The organism is Burkholderia sp. AU28863 (genome assembly GCF_002223195.1).
Lineage (GTDB): Bacteria > Pseudomonadota > Gammaproteobacteria > Burkholderiales > Burkholderiaceae > Burkholderia > Burkholderia sola.
This window is the reverse complement of record NZ_NKFE01000003.1, coordinates 1,866,595-1,887,374: the sequence shown is the minus strand read 5'-3', so window position 1 is coordinate 1,887,374 and position 20,780 is coordinate 1,866,595. Positions and strand designations below refer to the sequence as shown.

At 69.0% G+C, this 20,780-nt stretch carries 14 protein-coding genes and 1 tRNA gene; 11 read left to right on the top strand and 4 right to left on the bottom strand.

From position 1 onward, the window contains the following. The 7 genes from CFB81_RS11155 to CFB81_RS11120 all read left to right on the top strand — a co-directional run bounded on the left by CFB81_RS11155 (position 1) and on the right by CFB81_RS11120 (position 8,574). On the top strand, positions 1–624 hold the full coding sequence (locus CFB81_RS11155; RefSeq protein WP_089435287.1) for a HutD family protein: 624 nt from the start codon (positions 1–3) through the stop codon (positions 622–624). 4 nt (positions 625–628) lie between these two features. Then, on the top strand, positions 629–1,852 hold the full coding sequence (hutI, locus tag CFB81_RS11150) for an imidazolonepropionase (RefSeq protein ID WP_089435286.1): 1,224 nt from the start codon (positions 629–631) through the stop codon (positions 1,850–1,852). A 196-nt stretch (positions 1,853–2,048) separates the two neighbouring features. Continuing rightward, positions 2,049–3,425: a formimidoylglutamate deiminase gene (locus CFB81_RS11145; RefSeq protein ID WP_089435285.1), complete on the top strand. Its 1,377-nt coding sequence runs from the start codon at positions 2,049–2,051 to the stop codon at positions 3,423–3,425. A gap of 51 nt (positions 3,426–3,476) precedes the next feature. Then, a complete protein-coding gene (hutG, locus tag CFB81_RS11140) occupies positions 3,477–4,274 on the top strand; it encodes an N-formylglutamate deformylase (protein WP_089435284.1) in 798 nt (265 codons plus the stop codon). 727 nt (positions 4,275–5,001) lie between these two features. Then, entirely contained in the window at positions 5,002–5,811 is an 810-nt protein-coding gene (locus CFB81_RS11130) for a gamma-glutamyl-gamma-aminobutyrate hydrolase family protein (RefSeq protein ID WP_089435283.1), read from the top strand. A gap of 11 nt (positions 5,812–5,822) precedes the next feature. Beyond that, the gene (locus CFB81_RS11125) at positions 5,823–7,160 is read left to right on the top strand and encodes a glutamine synthetase family protein (protein WP_069617762.1); all 1,338 of its coding nucleotides are present in this window, start codon (positions 5,823–5,825) and stop codon (positions 7,158–7,160) included. A 28-nt stretch (positions 7,161–7,188) separates the two neighbouring features. Beyond that, entirely contained in the window at positions 7,189–8,574 is a 1,386-nt protein-coding gene (locus CFB81_RS11120; RefSeq protein WP_089435282.1) for an aspartate aminotransferase family protein, read from the top strand. 122 nt (positions 8,575–8,696) lie between these two features. On the opposite strand, the gene CFB81_RS11115 is transcribed toward CFB81_RS11120, so the two are convergent. Both CFB81_RS11115 and CFB81_RS11110 read right to left on the bottom strand, forming a co-directional pair. Further along, positions 8,697–8,771: transfer RNA gene (locus CFB81_RS11115), tRNA-Val, on the bottom strand. A 98-nt stretch (positions 8,772–8,869) separates the two neighbouring features. Continuing rightward, positions 8,870–9,772, bottom strand: a complete 903-nt coding sequence (locus CFB81_RS11110; RefSeq protein ID WP_089435281.1) for a LysR family transcriptional regulator — start codon at positions 9,770–9,772, stop codon at positions 8,870–8,872. 175 nt (positions 9,773–9,947) lie between these two features. On the opposite strand from CFB81_RS11110, the gene CFB81_RS11105 reads away from it, so the two are divergent. From CFB81_RS11105 to CFB81_RS11095, 3 genes are all read left to right on the top strand, one after another. Beyond that, the gene (locus tag CFB81_RS11105) at positions 9,948–11,699 is read left to right on the top strand and encodes an acyl-CoA dehydrogenase family protein (protein WP_089435280.1); all 1,752 of its coding nucleotides are present in this window, start codon (positions 9,948–9,950) and stop codon (positions 11,697–11,699) included. Continuing rightward, positions 11,696–12,913, top strand: coding sequence for a CaiB/BaiF CoA-transferase family protein (locus tag CFB81_RS11100; protein WP_089435279.1), 1,218 nt, complete (start codon positions 11,696–11,698; stop codon positions 12,911–12,913). The genes CFB81_RS11105 and CFB81_RS11100 overlap by 4 nt, the downstream gene beginning before the upstream one ends. Positions 12,914–13,081: 168 nt before the next feature. Then, positions 13,082–14,494, top strand: a complete 1,413-nt coding sequence (locus tag CFB81_RS11095) for an MFS transporter (protein ID WP_089435278.1) — start codon at positions 13,082–13,084, stop codon at positions 14,492–14,494. Positions 14,495–14,704: 210 nt separating this feature from the next. Here CFB81_RS11095 and CFB81_RS11090 read toward each other — a convergent pair whose 3' ends face one another. Then, positions 14,705–14,980, bottom strand: coding sequence for an oxidative damage protection protein (locus tag CFB81_RS11090; protein ID WP_006478357.1), 276 nt, complete (start codon positions 14,978–14,980; stop codon positions 14,705–14,707). Positions 14,981–15,031: 51 nt separating this feature from the next. Further along, the gene (gene argA, locus CFB81_RS11085; RefSeq protein ID WP_050013028.1) at positions 15,032–16,411 is read right to left on the bottom strand and encodes an amino-acid N-acetyltransferase; all 1,380 of its coding nucleotides are present in this window, start codon (positions 16,409–16,411) and stop codon (positions 15,032–15,034) included. A 23-nt stretch (positions 16,412–16,434) separates the two neighbouring features. Between argA and hrpA the strand changes: the two genes are divergently transcribed. Continuing rightward, on the top strand, positions 16,435–20,655 hold the full coding sequence (gene hrpA / locus CFB81_RS11080; protein WP_089435277.1) for an ATP-dependent RNA helicase HrpA: 4,221 nt from the start codon (positions 16,435–16,437) through the stop codon (positions 20,653–20,655). Positions 20,656–20,780 lie beyond the last annotated feature (125 nt).

The window sequence follows — 20,780 nt, the reverse complement described above, 5'->3', positions numbered from 1 at the left end:
ATGACGGCGCTCGACCAGGCGCCGGTGAACGCGACGCTGGCCGCCGTGATGATCCGCGCGGCGGATCTCGTCGCGTCGCCGTGGAAGAACGGCGGCGGCGTGACGCGCGAGATCGGTGCATTCCCGCCGGGCGCCGCGCTGGATACGTTCGCATGGCGCGTGAGCGTCGCGGACGTCGGCGCGGCCGGGCCGTTCTCGCGTTTCGACGGCGTCGACCGCACGCTTGTGCTGCTGTCCGGCGCGGGCATGACGCTCGCCGAAGCGGGTGGCACGCGGCACGTGCTCGACGCACCGCTGGCCCGTGCGGATTTCGCGGGCGAGACGGCGATCGACGCGACGCTGCACGACGGCGCGACGCGCGACTTCAACCTAATGACGCGCCGTTCGGCCGCGCGCGGGGCGGTCGACGTATGGCTCGCAGGCACGCACCGCATCGAGCGCGCCGATACCGTACTGCTGTTCTGTGCGACGGGCGCGGTCGGCGTCGAGATCGATGGCGCGCATTATGCGCTGCAGGAAATGGACACGTTGCGGCTCGACGGGCCGCGGCGTGCGTTTGACGTCGTCGTGAGCGGAAGCGGCGCGCTGCTGGCCGTATCGCTTGCCGTCGGCGAACGAGACTGAACGCATGAAACCGACTGTCTGGCATCACCTGAGGCTGTGTCCGCACGGCCATCCCGACGAGACGATCGACGACGCTGCGATCGCCGTCGACGAAACCGGCACGATCGCGTGGCTCGGCGCATTGTCCGCGCTGCCGCACGGCTATGCGCACTGGCGGCGTGAGGACCTGCACGGCGCGTGGGTGACGCCGGGCCTCGTCGACTGCCATACGCACCTCGTGTACGGCGGCACGCGCGCCGACGAATTCGCGCAGCGCCTCGCGGGCGTCAGCTACGAGGAAATCGCGCGGCAGGGCGGCGGCATCGTGTCGACGGTGCGCGCGACGCGCGCGGCCGACGAGACGACGCTGTTCGTGCAGGCCGCCGCGCGTCTGCAGCCGCTGCTCGCCGAAGGCGTGACCGCGATCGAGATCAAGTCGGGCTACGGGCTCGACTTGCCAAGCGAGCGCAAGATGCTGCGCGTCGCGCGCCAGCTCGGCGAACGCTTCCCGGTCACCGTCTATACGACCTTCCTCGGCGCGCATGCGCTACCCCCGGAATACGCGGGACGCGCGGACGACTACATCGACGAAGTGTGCGAGCGGATGCTGCCGACGCTGGCCGACGAAGGGCTCGTCGACGCGGTCGACGTGTTCTGCGAACGCATCGGCTTTTCGCTCGCGCAGACCGAGCGCGTGTTCGAAGCGGCGACACGCCGAGGGTTGCCGGTGAAGCTGCATGCGGAGCAACTGTCGAATGCGGGCGGCACGGCGCTCGCCGCGCGTTACCGCGCGCTGTCCGCCGACCACCTCGAATTTCTGGACGAAGCCGGTATCGAGGCGATGAAGGCGGCCGGCACGGTCGCCGTGCTGTTGCCCGGCGCGTACTACTTCATCCGCGAAACGCAACTGCCGCCGATCGAGCTGCTGCGCAAGCACGGCGTGCCGATCGCGCTCGCGACCGATCACAACCCCGGCACGTCGCCGCTCGAATCGCTGCTGCTGACGCTGAACATGGGCTGCACGCTGTTCCGCATGACGGTGCCGGAGGTGCTGCAGGGCGTCACCCGCCATGCGGCCGCGGCGCTTGGCCGCGGGGATCGCCACGGCGCGCTCGAGGTCGGTCGCCAGGCCGACTTCGCCGTGTGGTCGGTCGGCTCGCTGGCCGAGCTGGCGTACTGGATCGGCCGACCGCTGTGCGAGCAGGTCGTACGCAGCGGCACGGCCGTGTTTCGCAGGATGAACGGATAGTTTTGCGACGGACCGGGCCGGGTACGTGACGCACCGGCCCGGCCGACGCTTTGCAGGGACCGGACTCGCTGTGCAACGGCGCGTTCCGGTCGATCGCCGCGAGGCCGGCGCTGGCGCGACGCGCTCGCGCCTGCCGGCCGCGGCACCGGGCCGGACGAGAGGCTCAAGCGCTCGATCCGGTCGATGAGGACACGCAATGACCGATACCCTGTTGTTCGCGGACCACGCCTACCTGCCCGACGGCTGGCGCCGCAACGTGCTGCTGCGCTGGGACGCGGCCGGCACGCTGACCGACGTGACGTCCGACACCGACGCACCGGCCGGCGTCGCGCGCGCGGCCGGGCCGGTGCTGCCCGGCATGCCGAACCTGCATTCGCACGCGTTCCAGCGCGCGATGGCGGGGCTCACCGAATACCGCGCGAATCCCGCCGACAGCTTCTGGAGCTGGCGCGACCTGATGTACCGCTTCGCGCTGAAGATCACGCCCGACGCGCTCGCGGCGATTGCACGCTGGCTGTACGTCGAGATGCTCAAGTGCGGCTACACGTCGGTGTGCGAATTCCACTACGTGCATCACGCGCAGGACGGCTCCCGCTATCCGCAGATCGCGGCGCTCGGTACGCGCGTGGTCGACGCCGCGCGCTCGGCCGGCATCGGCATCACGATGCTGCCCGTGTCGTACCAGTTCGCCGGCTTCGGCAACAAGCCGCCGCGCGACGACCAGCGCCGCTTCATCAACACACCCGACGGCGTGCTCGAACTGCTCGACGCGATGCGTCGCGCGGCGCCCGAGCATGGCGGGCTGCGCTACGGCGTCGCGCCGCATTCGCTGCGCGCGGTGTCCGAGAACGGGCTGCGCGTGCTGCTCGACGGGCTGCCCGACGATGCGCCGGTGCATATCCACATCGCCGAGCAGACGGCCGAAGTCGACGACTGCGTGCGCGCGTACGGCGCACGCCCGGTCCAATGGCTGCTCGATCGTTTCGACGTCGATGCGCGCTGGTGCCTCGTGCACGCGACGCACGTCGATGCAGCCGAGACGGCGGCGCTCGCGAAGCGCCGCGCGGTCGCCGGGCTGTGCCTGACGACCGAAGCGAACCTCGGCGACGGCGTGTTCCCGGCCGTCGACTATCTCGCGCAGGGCGGCGTGATCGGCGTCGGCTCGGACAGCCACGCGTCGGTCGACTGGCGCTCGGAGCTACGCCTGCTCGAATACGGGCAGCGGCTCGTGCACCGCGCGCGCAACGTGCTGGCGAGCGCGTCGCAGACGCACGTCGCCGATCGCCTGTTCGATGCGTCGCTCGCGGGCGGCGCGCAGGCGAGCGGGCGGCGCATCGGTGCGCTGCGCGCGGGCTGTCGCGCCGACTGGCTCGTGCTCGATCCCGATCATCCGGCGATTGCCGAACACGACAGCGCCGCATGGCTGTCGGGCATCGTGTTCGCCGAGCACGGCGAGACGCCGGTGCTCGACGTCTACACGGGCGGCGAGCGCGTCGTGAGCGGCCGCCGCCATCGCGACGAAGGCGCAGCGTACGCCGACTACCGCGCCGCGCTGGCGCAACTGCTGCGCTGACGCGCGGCAACCGGCGCACGGTGCGCCGGCCGACTCTTACGGTGAGGCGACATGACTGAACAACCGGCTGTATTCACGCTGAAGCAGGGCACGCTGCCGCTGCTGATCTCGATTCCGCATGCGGGCACGTACATTCCCGACGACATCGCCGCGACGATGACGCCCGACGCGCGCTTCGTCGACGATTGCGACTGGCATCTGGAGCGGCTGTACGGCTTCGCGGCCGATCTCGGCGCGTCGATCCTCGTGCCGTCGCATGCGCGTTACGTGGTCGACCTGAACCGTCCGCCCGACAACGAGAACCTGTATCCGGGGCAGGACACGACGGGCCTCGTGCCGGTCGATACGTTCGACAAGGCGCCGCTGTATCCGGCGAGCGCGCTGCCCGGCGACGACGAGATCATGCGTCGCCGCGACCGCTACTGGGTGCCGTATCACGACGCGCTGCAACGCGAGATCGCGCGCGTGAAAGGCGAACACGGCCGCGTGCTCGTGTGGGAAGCGCATTCGATCCGCTCGCACGTGCCGCGTTTCTTCGACGGCCGCCTGCCGGACTTCAACTTCGGCACGTCGAGCGGCGCGAGTGCGACGCCCGGGCTCGCGGAGGCGCTCGCCGCGCGCGTGCTCGCGCACGGCGGCTACACGGCCGTCGCGAACGGGCGCTTCAAGGGCGGCTACATCACGCGCCACTATGGCGTGCCCGAGACCGGCGTCGAGGCCGTGCAGCTCGAGCTGTCGCAGATCACCTACATGGAGGAGACGCGTCCGTACGCGTACGACGAAGCGCGTGCAGCGCGGATCGTGCCGCTTCTGCAGACGCTCGTCGAAACGGCGCTCGCGCATCGCTGAGCAGGGGCCGCATTCATGCGGCAGCGCGGCGAGGCAGTGCGTGGCGCCCCGTCGGCACATGGCAGGCAAGCCGATGCAATGCACAAAACGGCATCGATCCGCGCGATCGATGCCTTTTTTTTCGTCTGATCGATGTCGTCATCGGCCCCTGAAAATTTGACGCAATTTTTAGGTGATATAAGCTGAATGTCAGGAAGTCGTCACGTGCGTACCGGCGGCGAGGCCATCGACATGGCCCGACCGCGCCGGCATCCGCTGCGAGACATCTTGCTGACGTGTCGCCACGCGGCATAGCGACACGTGTCCTGCCTCCATCAGTCAGTCGAGTACGATCGTGAAAGCCGCCAGCCCTTCGATACGCCGGACGCGAAGTCCGTCGGCGGGCGCGCCGCCTCAGGCCGGGCCGAACCGGCATGCTGATCGCGGCACGCGCGCCACCCCGTTACGCGAGCCTCGCTTCTTCGCCATTTCCCATCGCGGCCCGCGCCGCTTCAATCTCGCGACCGCGCACCTGTTCAGCGCGGTGCAGTGCGACGGCAGCGCATCGTTGTTGCCCTAGCGTCCGTTTCCGTTTTCGTCCCGGGTCGTATCGCCCGCTGTTGCAGCATCCGTGCGGCAGGAGCGCGCTTGCGCCTGCGCCGCGCGATTGCGCGCGTGTGCGACGTACCCGTGAACCTGCATCGTTGCGCGCGCAAGCGTGTCGCGCGCCCTTACCGGAGAGACGCCGGTGCGTGCACGACCGATCGTAGCCGTCACCGCCGACCGCATCCTGCGCGGCGCCCACCCGAACCACACGGCGGGCGAGAAGTACCTCGCCGCCATCGTCGACGGCGCCGGCGCGCTGGCGTTCGTCTTGCCCGCACTCGGCGCGCGGCAGCCGGCTGATGCGATCGTCGCGGCAATCGACGGACTGCTGCTGACCGGCAGCTATTCGAACGTCGAACCGCATCACTACGGCGGCGCCGCCAGCGTGCCCGACACGCTGCACGATCCGGCGCGCGATGCGACCGCATTGCCGCTGATCCGCGCGGCGATCGACGCGGGCGTGCCCGTGCTCGCCATTTGCCGCGGCATGCAGGAGCTGAACGTCGCGTACGGCGGTACGCTGCACCAGCGGCTGCATGTGACGGCCGGCTTCGACGACCACCGCGAACGGCCGGACGATCCGCTCGAACGGCAGTACGGTCCCGCGCACGTCGTGCAGCTCGCACCGGGCGGCTTGCTGCAGCGGATCGCGCGCGGCGCGCAAGAGGCGACGGTCAATTCGCTGCACGACCAGGGCCTCGCGCGCCTGGGCGCGGGGCTCGCCGTCGAGGCGAGCGCGCCCGACGGGCTGGTCGAAGCCGTCAGCGTGCGCGGCGCGCGTGCGTTCGCGCTCGGCGTGCAGTGGCATCCCGAATGGCGCTACGCGGAGCAGCCGCTGTCGCGCGACATCTTCGCGGCCTTCGGCGCGGCGTGCCGCGCGCGGATGACGCACCGCCTTCATGCGGGCGGCGCGACGCCGTCGCCGGCCGCATCCGATATCGACATCGACTAACGAGACCGATCATGCAACCCGAACTGAGCGAATTCCTGCGACAGCACCGCATCACCGAAGTCGAGGCGATCATTCCCGACATGGCCGGCATCGCGCGCGGCAAGATCATTCCGCGCAACAAGTTCGAATCCGGCGAATCGATGCGCCTGCCGCAGGCCGTGATGGTGCAGACCGTCACCGGCGACTATCCGGAGGACGGCACGCTGACCGGCGTAACCGATCCCGACATGGTGTGCGTACCCGATCCGTCGACGATCTGCCTGATCCCGTGGGCGGTCGATCCGACCGCGCAGGTGATCCACGACTGCGTGCATTTCGACGGCTCGCCGGTCGAGATCTCGCCGCGCTACGTGCTGCGCCACGTGCTCGACCTGTACGAGGCGAAGGGCTGGAAGCCGGTCGTCGCACCGGAACTCGAGTTTTATCTGGTCGACATGAACGCCGACCCCGACCTGCCGCTGCGTCCGCCCGTCGGCCGTACGGGGCGAGCGGAAACGGGCCGCCAGTCGTATTCGATCGAGGCCGTCAACGAGTTCGATCCGCTATTCGAGGACATCTACGAGTATTGCGAAATGCAGGGCCTCGATATCGAGACGCTGATCCATGAAGTCGGCGCCGCGCAGATGGAGATCAACTTCATGCACGGCGACGCGCTGTCGCTGGCCGACCAGGTGTTCCTGTTCAAGCGCACGGTGCGCGAGGCCGCATTGCGTCACAACATGTATGCGACGTTCATGGCCAAGCCGATGGAAAACGAGCCGGGTTCCGCGATGCACATTCATCAGAGCCTCGCGGACATACGCACCGGGCGTAACCTGTTCGCCGACGAAAACGGCGCCGTGTCGCCGCTGTTCCACAGTTATCTGGCCGGGCTGCAGAAGTACACGCCGGCGCTGATGCCGATCTTCGCGCCGTACATCAATTCGTATCGCCGCCTGTCGCGCTTCATGGCCGCGCCGATCAACGTGCAATGGGGCTACGACAACCGCACGGTGGGCTTTCGCATTCCGCAGTCGAGCCCCGTCGCGCGTCGTATCGAGAACCGGATTCCGGGCGTCGACTGCAATCCGTACCTCGCATTCGCGGCGACGCTCGCCGCCGGCTATCTCGGCATCACGCAACAGCTCGCGCCGACCGAGCCGATCGCATCGGACGGCTATGACCTGCCGTACCAGCTGCCGCGCAACCTCGAGGAAGGCATCTCGCTGATGGCCGCGTGCGAGCCGCTCGCCGGCATCCTCGGCGACAAGTTCGTGAAGGCCTACCTGGCGTTGAAGGAAACCGAATACGAAGCGTTCTTCCGCGTGATCAGCTCGTGGGAACGCAGGCATCTGCTGCTGCACGTGTAGGCGTGCGGCGCTGTTTGACGGAGAAAACATGACCGATCGAAACGACGCTTTTCCGCGGTACTCGACTGCCGATTTTCGCGCGCTCGACGCCGCGCACCACATCCACCCGTTCTCCGACATGGGCGCGCTCAACCGCGCCGGCAGCCGCGTGATCGTCAAGGCCGACGGTGTCTACCTGTGGGACTCGGACGGCAACAAGGTGATCGACGGGATGGCCGGCCTCTGGTGCGTGAACGTCGGCTACGGCCGCAAGGAACTCGCCGACGCCGCGTATCGCCAGATCCAGGAACTGCCGTTCTACAACACGTTCTTCAAGACCACGCATCCACCGATCATCGAGCTGTCGGCGATGCTCGCCGAGGTGACGCCCGCCGGTTTCAACCACTTCTTCTATTGCAACAGCGGCTCGGAAGGCAACGACACCGTGCTGCGACTCGTGCACCAGTACTGGCGCGTGCAGGGCAAGCCGCAGAAGAAGTACGTGATCTCGCGCAAGAACGGCTATCACGGCTCGACGATCGCGGGCGGCACGCTCGGCGGGATGGGCTACATGCACGAGCAGATGCCGTCGAAGGTCGAGCACATCGTGCACATCGACCAGCCGTATTTCTTCGGCGAAGCGCAGCCAGGCGAGACGCCCGAAGCGTTCGGTCTCGCACGTGCGCAGCAGCTCGAAGCGAAGATCCTCGAGCTCGGCGCGGACAACGTCGCGGCGTTCATCGGCGAGCCGTTCCAGGGCGCGGGCGGCGTGATCTTCCCGCCGTCGACGTACTGGCCGGAAATCCAGCGGATCTGCCGCAAGTACGACATCCTGCTCGTCGCGGACGAAGTGATCGGCGGGTTCGGGCGCACCGGCGAATGGTTCGCGCACCAGCACTTCGGCTTCGAGCCGGACCTGATCACGATGGCGAAGGGCCTGACGTCGGGCTACGTGCCGATGGGCGCGGTCGGCATTCACGAACGCGTCGCGCGCCCGATCATCGACAACGGCGAATTCAATCACGGCCTCACGTACTCCGGCCATCCGGTGGCGGCGGCCGTCGCGGTCGCGAACCTGAAGCTGCTGCGCGACGAAGGCATCGTCGAGCGCGTGAAGACCGATATCGGGCCGTATTTCCAGCGCCGGCTGCGCGATGCGCTGGGCGACCATCCGATCGTCGGCGAGATCGCGGGGAGCGGGCTGGTCGCGGGCGTTCAGCTGGCGCGCGATCGTGAGCGGTTCGATGCGAGCATCGATATCGGCACGATCTGCCGCGACTTCTGCTTCAACGGCAACCTGATCATGCGCGCGACCGGCGACCGGATGCTGCTGTCGCCGCCGCTTGTGATTCGCGAGGCGGAGGTCGACGAGATCGTCGACAAGGCGAAGCGCGCGTTCGATGCGACGGCGGAGCGGGTGGGGGACATGCGGTAAGCACGGCACACCTGCGTGCGGAGGGCGCGGCGTCGCGTGATGGGGCGCCCGTATCGCGCCGGGCACGCGCGACGCCAAAACGAAAAGGGCCTGCGTCGTGAGACGCAGGCCCTTGAATTCTTTGGTGGGCGGTACTGGGATCGAACCAGTGACCCCTGCCGTGTGAAGGCAGTGCTCTACCGCTGAGCTAACCGCCCAAAGAAGAATCAAATTATGTCAGAGATTTTGGGGTTCGTAAAGCCCTTTCTGCAAATTTTTTTAAACAGCCGCAAGCACCGGTCCGCAGGCCGCGTGCTCATCTCGCCGGAGCGCGCAGCGCGTCGATGGATGTGCGCACGTAGCCTGCAAAGCGCAACGCGACCGGTTCGGCGGTGCCGCTGCGTTTCAGCGCGAGCGTGCGCGATTCGAGCGACGCGTCCTTCAGCGGCAGGAACGCGAGCCGGTCGCTTTTCGCCTGCTGCAGCACGCGCGGCACCAGCGCGATGCCCATCCCGAACTCGATCATCGACAGGATCGTCTGCCACAGCCGCGCCTCGTGGCGGATCACCGGACTGAAGCCCGCGTTCACGCACTGCGCGATGATCAGGTCGTGATAGTGCGGCGCGGCGTCGCGCGGAAACAGGATGAACGGTTCCGTCGCGAGCGCGGCGAGCGCGACCTGCCGGCGCCGCGCGAGCGGATGCGCGGCCGGCAGGCAGCACACGAACGGCTCCGCATAGACGGGCGCCGATTCGACGTCGGGCGGGAAGCGGCCCCAGTGCGCATAGCCGAGATCGATCTGGCCGCGCTGGATCGCCTGCACCTGCGCGTGCGTGTTCATCTCGCTCAGCACGACCTCGACGCCCGGATAGTCTGCCTCGAAGCGCCGCACCGCATCGGGCAGCCCGCGATACAGCATCGAGTGGACGAAGCCGATCCGCAGCCGGCCCGCGAGGCCCGACGCGGAGCGTACCGTCAGGCGCTCGGCTTCGGCCGCCTGCAGCAGCAGCCGGCGCGCTTCGCCGAGCAGCACCTCGCCCGCGTTGGTTAGCGCGACGGTCTTGTTGGTGCGCGAGAAGAGCTGCACGCCGAGCGCGTCCTCGAACTTGCGGATGTCGAAACTCAGCGCCGGCTGCGAGATGAACAGGCGCTTCGCCGCGCGCCCGAAATGCAGCTCCTCGGCGACCGCCACGAAGTAGCGCAACTGCCTCAGTTCCACGGTGTCTCCTCCTGGCGTCGGCGTCGATAAGCGATATCTATCGTACCGGATAAATCCTGTATTGGACGCTTATCGACCGCACGCCTACGCTCTTCGGAAGGCTTGACGCAGGACCGGCCGGCCGCGGCGTCACGCCGGCCCCGGCAACTGCGCAGGCAACCCAGGAGACGCACGCATGAACGACACTGCTCGCACGCCGGACACCGGCGCATCCAATATCCCCGACAGCCGGGGCCTCAATTTCTTCACCGTCGATCCCGATCTCGGCGCGTTGCTGAAGCTGCATCTCGGCGACGCGCACTACGCCGAACTCGAGCCGCGGCTGCGCGCGCTCGGCGCGCGCGTATCGGGCGAACTCGACGAATGGGCGTCGCGCGCGGACAAGCATCCGCCCGTGCTCGAGCATCGCAACCGGCGCGGCGAAGCCGTGCAGCGGATCGACAAGGATCCGGCGTACGTCGCGCTCGAACGCGTCGCGTATGCGGAGCTCGGGCTCGCGTCGCTGAGCCATCAGCCCGATGGGGTGCCGCCGCTCGTCAAGTACGCGCTGACGTTCCTGTTCGTGCAGGCCGAGTTCGGATTGTGCTGCCCGGTGAGCATGACCGATTCGCTGACGCGCACGCTGCGCCGCTTCGGCGATCCCGCGCTCGTCGCGCGCTACCTGCCGAGGCTCGCGTCGCGCGACTTCGACACGCTGTACCAGGGTGCGATGTTCATGACCGAGCAGGCGGCCGGCTCCGACGTCGGCGGGATCGCGACGCGCGCGACCTGCGAAACCGACGCGTACGGCGAGACCGTCTGGCGCCTGACCGGCGACAAGTGGTTCTGTTCGAATGCGGACGCCGACCTCGCGATGGTGCTCGCGCGGCCCGACGGCGCGCCGGCCGGCATCAAGGGCCTCGCGCTGTTCCTGCTGCCGAAGACGCTGCCGGACGGCACGCGCAACGCGTACCGGATCGTGCGATTGAAGGACAAGCTCGGCACCCGTTCGATGGCGAGCGGCGAGATCGCGCTCGAAGGCGCGCAGGCCTACCTGATCGGCGAAATCGGCCGCGGCTTTCACCAGATGGCCGACATGATCAACATGTCGCGTCTGTCGAACGGCGTGCGCGCGGCGGGGCTGATGCGGCGCGCGCTGAACGAGGCGCTGCACGTCGCCGCGCATCGCGAGGCGTTCGGCCGCAAGCTGATCGAGATGCCGCTGATGCAGCGCCAGCTGATGAAGATGCTGCTGCCGGCCGAGGCCGCGCGCGCGATGTTCATGCAGATCGCGCTGCTGCTGCCGCAGGCGGATGCGGGCGACGAGCAGGCGGCGCGCTGCGTGCGGATCCTGACGCCGCTGATCAAGTTCCGCGCGTGCCGGGACGCGCGCCGCGTGACGGGCGATGCGATGGAAGTGCGCGGCGGCACCGGCTATATCGAGGAATGGAGCGACGCGCGGCTCGTGCGCGACGCACACCTCGGTTCGATCTGGGAAGGCACGAGCAACATCGTCGCGCTCGACGTCGCGCGCGCCGCGCAGCGCGAGCATGCGCTCGACGCGCTGCGCACGTTCCTCGGCGATCGTCTGGGCGCGGCGCCGCTGCCCGACGCGAGCCGCACGGCGCTGCGGCGCATTCTCGCGCGGGCGTGCGATGCGCTCGCACGGGTCGCCGGGGAGGGCGACGACGCGCGCGTGCGGCAGGCCGCGTCCGCGCTGTATTACGCGAGCGCGGCCGTGCTGATGGCCTGCGAGGGCGCACGGCTCGCGCCGGACTTCAGGCGTCTCGCGCTCGCGCACCTGGTCGTGCGGCACAAGCTGCTACCGGTCGATCCGCTCGCGCCGGCATCGCGCGATGATGAATCGGCCGCGTCCGACGCGTTGCTGCGCGGCACGCCGGTGGCGCTCGACATGGCGCTCGACCTGCTGCCGGAGATCGAGCGATGAGCACGGCGACCGAGAACACCACGCGCGGCGCGCTGCACGGCCTGAAGGTCGTCGACCTGAGCCGCGTGCTCGGCGGCCCGTACTGCACGCAGGCGCTCGCCGACCACGGCGCGACGGTGATCAAGATCGAGCCGCCTGACGGCGACGAGACGCGCGGCTGGGGGCCGCCGTTCCTCGGCGACACGGCCTGGTACTTCATGGGCGTGAACCGCAACAAGGAGGGGCTCGCGCTCGACCTGTCGCACGACGAAGGGCGCGCGATCCTGTGGCGCCTGCTCGAAGACGCCGACGTGCTCGTCGAGAACTTCAAGCCCGGGACGCTCGCGCGCTGGGGGATGGACTACGCACGCGACCTGCAGCCGCGCTTCCCGCGCCTGATCCATTGCGCGGTGACGGGCTTCGGCGACGACGGCCCGCTCGGCGGCCTGCCGGGCTACGACGCGGTGATCCAGGCGATGGCCGGGCTGATGAGCGTCAATGGCGAGCGCGACGGTGCCGCGACACGCATCGGTTTGCCGATCGTCGACATGGTCACGGGGCTGAACGCGCTCGCTGGCGTCCTGCTGGCGCTCGCGGAGCGCGAAAAGAGCGGGCGCGGCCAGTCGATCGACGTGGCGTTGTACGACTGCGGCGTGTCGCTGCTGCATCCGCATCTGCCGAATTTCTTCGGGTCGGGCCGCGTGCCGGAACGCAGCGGCAATGCGCATCCGAACATCGCGCCGTACGACAGCTACCGCACGGCCACCGTGCCGATTTTCCTCGCGGTGGGCAACGACCGGCAGTTCGCGCGGCTCGTCGCGCATCTCGGTGCGCCGGCGCTGGCCGGCGATCCGCGCTTCGTCGACAACCGCAGCCGCTGCGCGCACCGGCCGCAGTTGAAGGTCGAACTGGAAGCGCGGCTCGCCGCGCACGCGTGCGAGCCGCTCGCGCGCGACCTGATGGCGGCCGGCGTGCCGTGCGGGCCGGTGCGCACGGTGGCCGACGTCGCGCGCGATCCGCATGCGCTGCACCGCAACCTGTTCGTCGAGATCGGCGCGTATCGCGGCACGGCGTCGCCGGTGAAGCTGTCGCGCACGCCGGCCACCTACCGGTCGGCGCCGCCCGCGCTCGGTCGCGACACGCGCGCGGTGCTCGACCGTCTCGGCGTCGATCGCGCGCTCCAGCAGCCACTGCTCGATGCCGGCGTGCTGAAGGTCGCGCCGGACGAGACGTGACGAGCGACGGCGCCTGCAGATGCGCGTCGTCCGGAACCGGCCGATCGCAACATCGACGGCAACCCCCAGGCAACGCAACGTAGCGCAACCCCGCCAGCCGGCGGCGCAAGGCCGGCCATCCGGCAACGCGCGCGACAGTCGCGCAGCCGAACAAACATGGAGACATCGATGAGCCGTCCGCTATCCCCGCCCGCCGCGCAGCCGCGGCCCGGCCGCGCCGCCCTTGCGGCGTTCGTCGGCACCACGATCGAGTGGTACGACTTCTACATCTACGGCACGGCCGCCGCGCTCGTGTTCGGCAAGGTGTTCTTTTCCAGCACGATGGACCCCGGCGTCGCGACGCTGCTCGCGTTCGTCACGTTCTGGGCCGGCTTCGCCGCGCGGCCGCTCGGCGGGATCGTGTTCGGCCATCTCGGCGATCGCGTCGGCCGCAAGACCGCGCTCGTGATCACGCTGGTGATGATGGGGCTCGCGACGACCGGCATCGGCCTGCTGCCCGGCTATGCGTCGATCGGCGTATGGGCGCCCGCGGGCCTCGTCGTGCTGCGCGTGCTGCAGGGCATCGCGGTCGGCGGCGAGTGGGGCGGCGCGGTGCTGATCGCGAGCGAGAATGCGCCGAAGCATCGCAGCATCCTGTATGCGGCGTTCGCGCAGCAGGGCTCGCCCACCGGCAACCTGCTGGCCACGGCCGCATTCTTCACGCTGAGCGCGCTGCCGACGCCGTCGTTCCTAATGTGGGGCTGGCGCATTCCGTTCCTGCTGTCGGCCGTGCTCGTGATCATCGGGATGGTGATCCGGCTGAGGCTCGAGGAATCGGTCGACATGCAGCGCGTGCTCGCGCGCAAGCGCACGGTGAAGCTGCCGCTGCGCGACGTCGTGCGCGACCACTGGGTTGTCGTGCTGCTTGCGGCCGGCACGCTGCCGGTGATCAACGTCACGTATTTCCGCAGCACGTTCGCGCTGTCGTGGGCGACCAGGGAACTCGGTTACGCGCAGGGTACGTTTCTCGGCATCCTGTCGATTTCGCTCGTCGTGCAATTCCTGATGCAGCCGGTCGGCGCGTGGTTCGTATCGAAGGTCGACATGCGGCGCGCGATGTGCTGGATCCTGATCCCGGAAATCGTGCTGATGCCCGTGATGTTCCATGCGCTCGCGACGCGTTCGTACTGGGTCGCCGTCGCGGGCATGTGCATTTCCACGATCCCGTCGGCGATGTTCTACGGCGCGGTCGGCGGCGTGCTCGCGCGCGTGTTCCCGGCCAACATCCGCTATACGGGCCTGTCGCTCGCGTATCAGTTGAGCGCGCTGGTCGTCGGCGGCGGTACGCCCGTGCTCGCGCAGGCGATCCTCAATGCGACCGGCAGCATCGTCGGCGTCGCGATCGCGTCGGGGCTCTATGCGCTCGTGTCGCTCGCGTGCATGCTGGCGCTGCTCAATCGCACCGGGTATCGCGCCGACGAACTGTCGAGCGCCGAGCGCAGCGACGCGGCCGAGTGGGGTACCGAGAGCACGGGGGCGGGAAGCCCCCCAGGCGAAGCCGCGCAATCCGACGATCGCGGCACGTTGAAACCCGCGGGTTGAGCCGGCAGGCCGGCGCGATGCGATGGGGTGGCGATGCGGGGATTCCGCGGCGTCGCGCGCCCGGCGGCCCGCGCGTCGCGTGGCCTTCGTTCGCGCCCGATCAGGCGTCCCAAAAGCAAACGGCACCGTGCGATACACGGTGCCGTTTGTCCGGGCGTTGGCTTCACGTCGCGACGCCGCCGTCGCGGCCGTCGCGCGCCGCGTCGTCGCTCAGCCTTCCGTCGGCGGCACGTAGCCGGACGCCTGGTCCGCGCCGTCGCCGAAGAAGTACTTCTCCGTCTGCTTCATCAGGTACTGGCGCGCGCGCGGGTCGGCCATGTTCAGGCGGTTTTCGTTGATCAGCATCGTTTGCTGCTTGAGCCAGCCTTGCCATGCTTCCTTCGAGACGCTCTCGTAAATGCGCTTGCCGAGTTCGCCCGGCAGCGGCGGGAAATCGAGGCCTTCGGCTTCCTTGCCGAGCTTCGCGCATTGGATCATTCGAGCCATCGTGTACTTCTCCTGTAATCGGTCTGGGGGGAAGGGCAGTCGTGCCTGCGCTCAGAGCTGCTTCATCAGCACGAGCGACTTGCGCTGCCAGTTATAGAGTTTGCGGCGGTCCTCCGGCAGGTCGTCGACGCTGACCTTGACGAAGCCGCGCTTGAGGAACCAGTGCTCGGTGCGCGTCGTGAGCACGAAGATGTGCGTGAGGCCGCGCGCGCGGGCGCGCTGCTCGATGCGCTTGAGCAGGCGTTCGCCGTCGCCCGAGCCTTGCGCTTCCGGCGCGACCGTCAGGCACGCCATCTCGCCGATCTTCTCCTGCTGGTACGGGTACAGCGCCGCGCAGCCGAACAGCACGCCATCGTGCTCGATCACCGAGAAGTGGTCGATGTCGCGTTCGATCTGGTGACGGCCGCGCCGCACCAGCGTGCCGTCCGACTCGAGCGGCTCGATCAGCGACAGGATGCCGCCGACGTCGTCCGGCGTCGCCTCGCGCAGGCTTTCGAGGTTCTCGTACGAGATCATCGTGCCGACGCCGTCGTGCAGGAACAGTTCGAGCAGCATGCTGCCGTCGAGCGACTGCGGGATCAGGTGCGCGCGGGTCACGCCGCCGCGGCATGCGCGGATCGAATGCTTGAGGAAGAACGCGTCGTCGCCCTGGATGTTGCCGGAATCGAGCAGCTCGGCCGCCGCGTCGAGCGACATTTCACGCACCAGCTCGCCTTCGTCGCCGACGATGCCGGGGCCTTCGGTCAGGAATATGATCTTGTCGGCGCGCAGCGCGATCGCGGCCGCCGACGCGACGTCTTCCATCGACAGGTTGAACGCCTCGCCGGTCGGCGAGAAGCCGAGCGGCGACAGCAGCACGAGCTTGCGGCTCGCGAGCGAATGACGGATCGACTCGGCGTCGATCTTGCGCACGATGCCCGTGTGCGCGAAATCGACCCCGTCGAGAATCCCCACCGGCCGCGCGGTCACGAAGTTGCCGGACACGACGCTGATGTGCGCGTGCGCCATCGGCGAGTTCGGCAGCCCCTGGCTGATCGCGGCCTCGATGTCGAGACGCACTTCGCCGGCCGCTTCCTTCGCCGATTCGAGCGCGCGCGCATCGGTGATGCGCAGCCCGTGCGAAAACTCGGATTCGACACCGTGCAGGCTCAACTGCTCCTCGACCTGCGGGCGCGAGCCGTGCACGAGCACGATCTGGATGCCCATTGCCTGCAACAGCGCGATGTCGGACACGAGCGCATTCAGCAGCCCCTGCTGTACCACCTCGCCGCCGAACCCCACGACGAACGTGCTGTTGCGGAACTTGTGGATATAGGGCGCGACGGAGCGCATCCAGTCGACGAACTGCGCGTGGCTGGCGGCCGAATCGTCGGCGGCCGGCGGCGTCGCGGCGCCGGTCTGGGCGGGAGGGAGGTCGGTTTGGGAATTCATGGGCGGGATTATAATGCGCCCCCATGTCGAATGTTTCTAAAAGTCCCGCGCCGACGCGGGCCAATACGCCGTCGGCGAAGCACCCGGATGGTGCGGCCGATGCGCGCGAGCAGCAGGGCCAGCCGCCGCGCCAGCAGCAGGACAAGCCGGCGGCCACGCCGGCACAGGCGCCGCGCGGGCCGCGCAATGACGAACGGCGCGGCGACGCGCGCCAGCCGGCCGCGAAGGGCGCGCCGCAGGCAACGGGCGAGCGCGCCCCGCGCCGGGAGCGTGCGCCGCGCGCGGCAGTCCCGCCCAGGGCGGCCACACCGAATCCCGTTCCGCCGATCACCTACCCCGAAAGCCTGCCCGTATCGGGCAAGCGCGACGAAATCGCGCGCGCGATCGCCGGTCATCAGGTTGTCATCGTCTGCGGCGAAACCGGCTCGGGCAAGACCACGCAACTGCCGAAGATCTGTCTCGATCTCGGCCGCGGCCTCGGTGCCGGCGGCACGGGCCTGATCGGCCATACGCAGCCGCGGCGCCTGGCCGCGTCGTCGACCGGCCGCCGGATCGCCGAGGAACTCGGCACGCCGTTCGGCGAGGTGGTCGGCTACAAGGTGCGCTTCACCGACAATCTCGCACCCGGCGCGTCCGTGAAGCTGATGACGGACGGCATCCTGCTCGCCGAGACGCAGACCGACCCGCTGCTGAAGGCGTACGACACGCTGATCATCGACGAGGCGCACGAGCGCAGCCTGAACATCGACTTCCTGCTCGGCTATCTGAAGGAAATCCTGCCGCGGCGGCCGGACCTGAAGCTGATCGTCACGTCCGCGACGATCGACGCCGACCGCTTCGCGCGCCATTTCGGCACCGAAGAACGTCCGGCGCCGGTGATCGAGGTGAGCGGGCGGCTGTATCCGGTCGAGATGCGCTACCGGCCGGTGGCCGAGGACCGCCCGGCCGTGAAGAACGCCGAGGGCACGGGCGGCCGCGATCGCGTGAAGACCGCGCGCGAGGCCGAGCGCGACCTGATGGACGCGATCGTCGACGCGGTCGACGAGCTGTGCCGCGAAGGCCCCGGCGACGTGCTGGTGTTCCTGCCCGGCGAGCGCGAGATCCGCGAGGCGGCCGAGGCGCTGCGCAAGCATCATCCGCCGCACACCGAGATCCTGCCGCTGTTCGCGCGGCTGTCGGCGGCCGACCAGGACAAGGTGTTCAAGGCGTCGAACGCGCGCCGGATCGTGCTCGCGACCAACGTGGCCGAAACGTCGCTGACGGTGCCGGGCATCCGCTACGTGGTCGATACCGGTCTTGCACGCGTGAAGCGCTATTCGTACCGGAACAAGGTCGAGCAACTGCAGGTCGAGTCGATCTCGCAGGCCGCCGCGAACCAGCGCGCGGGCCGCTGCGGCCGCGTGGCCGACGGCGTGTGCATCCGCTTGTACGAGGAAAGCGACTATCAGGCGCGCGCGCGCTTCACCGATCCGGAAATCCTGCGCTCGTCGCTCGCGTCGGTGATCCTGCGGATGAAGTCGCTGCACCTCACCGCGATCGAATCGTTCCCGTTCCTCGAACCGCCGCCCGGCCGCGCGATCGCGGACGGTTATCAACTGCTCAACGAGCTCGGCGCTGTCGATGACGACAACGCGCTGACGCCGCTCGGCCGCGAGCTCGCGCGGCTGCCGCTCGACCCGCGCGTCGGCCGGATGATTCTCGCCGCGCGCGACCAGCAGTCGCTGCGCGAGGTGCTGATCATCGCGAGCGCGCTGTCCGTACAGGACCCGCGCGATCGCCCGATCGAAGCGCAGGAGCAGGCCGATCAGGCGCATCGCCGGTTCGCCGACGAGCGCTCCGAATTCCTGCAGTGGCTGAAGATCTGGGCGTGGTTCGAAGAGGCCGTCGCGCACAAGAAGTCGAATCGCCAATTGATCGACGCATGCCGGCAGAATTTCCTGTCGCACCTGCGGCTGCGCGAATGGCGCGACGTCCATTCGCAGCTGCTGACGGTCGTGCGCGAGCACGGCTGGCGGCTCAACGAAGCCGAAGCCACGTACGAGCAGATCCATCTGGCCCTGTTGACGGGCCTGCTCGGCAACCTCGGGATGAAGGCCGACGACGATCCGCATTACCTCGGCGCACGCGGAATCAAGTTCTACCTGTGGCCGGGCTCCGCGCTCGCGAAGAAGGCCGGCCGCTGGGTGATGGCGGCCGAGCTCGTCGAGACGAGCCGGCTGTACGCGCGCTGCCTCGCGAAGATCGAGCCGGAGTGGGTCGAGAAGATCGGCGCGCACCTGCTGAAGAAATCGCTGTCGGAGCCGCACTGGGAGAAGCGTCCGGCGCAGGTCAGCGCGTTCGAGCGCGCGACGCTGTACGGGCTGCCGATCTACCACCGGCGGCGCGTCGCGTTCGGCAAGCAGGACCCGGCGCGCGCGCGCGAGCTGTTCATCCGCGGCGCGCTGGTCGAAGGCGAATTCGACACGAAGCTGCCGTTCTTCGCGCACAACCGCAAGCTGCTCGCCGACATCGAGCAGCTCGAGCACAAGTCGCGCCGCCAGGACGTGCTGGTCGACGACGAGCTGATCTACGCGTACTACGACCACGCGATCCCGGAAGGCATCCATACGGGCGCCGCGTTCGAGCGCTGGTATCGCGACGAGGTGAAGAAGGGGGGCCAGTCCGAAGACAAGCAGCGGCTGCTGTACCTGTCGCGCGACGACCTGATGCGCCACGAGGCGGCCGGCGTGACGACCGACCTGTTCCCGAAGCGCGCGACGATGGCCGGCGTCGAGATGGCGCTCACGTACCACTTCGAGCCCGGCACGCCGCGCGACGGCGTGACGCTCGCGGTGCCGCTCTACGCGCTGAACCAGGTCGACGCACGCCGCTGCGAATGGCTCGTGCCCGGGATGCTGAAGGAGAAGGTGCAGCTGCTGCTGAAGTCGTTGCCGCAGAAGCTGCGCCGGCACTGCGTGCCGCTGCCCGAGTACGCGGCCGGCTTCGTCGAGCGGATGGGCCGCGAGCGCTTCGGCGCGGGCGGGCTCGTCGAGGCGCTGATCGCCGACGTGCGCGGCGAGACGCAGGTCGCGATGAAAACGGCCGACTTCAAGCTCGAGACGCTGCCCGCGCACCTGTTCATGAACTTCAAGGTGATCGACGAGCACGGCCGTCAGCTTGCGATGGGGCGCAATCTCGCGCAGCTTCGCCAGGAGCTGGGCGCGCAGGCGCAGCAGCAGTTCCAGAAGATCGCGGCGGCATCGACGATCGCGACCGGCGGCGACGCCGGCGCGGGCGACGCAGTCGACACGGCCGCGCCCGCCGCCACGCCGGGTTTGGCGGCGCGGGGCGGCAAGCCGGGCAAGGGCGGGGCGCCGCAGACGGCCGCTCCGGCCGACACCGGCGCAACCGCGCTGTACGAGAACCTGACGACGTGGAATTTCGGCAAGCTGCCCGAGCTGCTGGAGATCCGCCGGCGCGGCCAGACGCTGTACGGCTACCCGGCGCTCGTCGACCGCGGCACGCATTGCGACGTCGAGGTGTTCGATTCGCCGGAGGAGGCCGCGCGCATCCACCGGGCCGGCTTGCGGCGGCTGTTCGCGCTGCAGCTGAAGGAGCCGATCAAGTTCCTGGAAAAGAACCTGCCGGGCCTGCGCGAGATGGCGATGCAGTATATGTCGCTCGGCACGCAGGACGAGCTGCGCGACCAGCTGATCGACACGGCGCTCGACCGCGCGTGCCTGCAGGACCCGCTGCCCGACGACGACGCGAGCTTCCATGCGCGCCGCGACGAGGGCCGCAGCCGCCTGAACCTGCTCGCGCAGGAAATCGCGCGGCTCGTCGGGCAGATCCTGGCCGAATACGCGGGCCTCGTGAAGAAGCTCGCGCAGGCGAAGCCGTTCGCGCAGGCCCATGCGGACCTGCAGCAGCAACTGGCCGCGCTGGTCGGCAAGCGCTTCGTGATCGACACGCCTTACGCGCAGCTTGCGCACTTCCCGCGCTACCTGAAGGGCATCGCGCTGCGGATCGACAAGCTGAAGGCCGATCCGGCGCGCGACGCGAAGCAGTCGGCCGAGCTGCTGCCGCTCGCCCAGCAGTACCAGCGCGCGGTGTCGCAGCGCGGCGGCGTCGCCGATGCGCGGCTCGCGGAATTCCGCTGGCTGCTCGAGGAACTGCGGATTTCGCTGTTCGCGCAGGAACTGCGCACGCCGATGCCGGTCTCTGTCAAGCGTCTGCACAAGGTCTGGGAGTCGATGCAGCGCTAGCGCGACATCGGTTGGCCGGGCCTGCACCGCGGCGCACGCCGCTGCGGCTCGTCCCGCCGCCGCGGCGTGCGGCGAGGTGACGCAAAGGCGGCGCAAAAGCGGCGCAATACCGGCATGGGTCAACC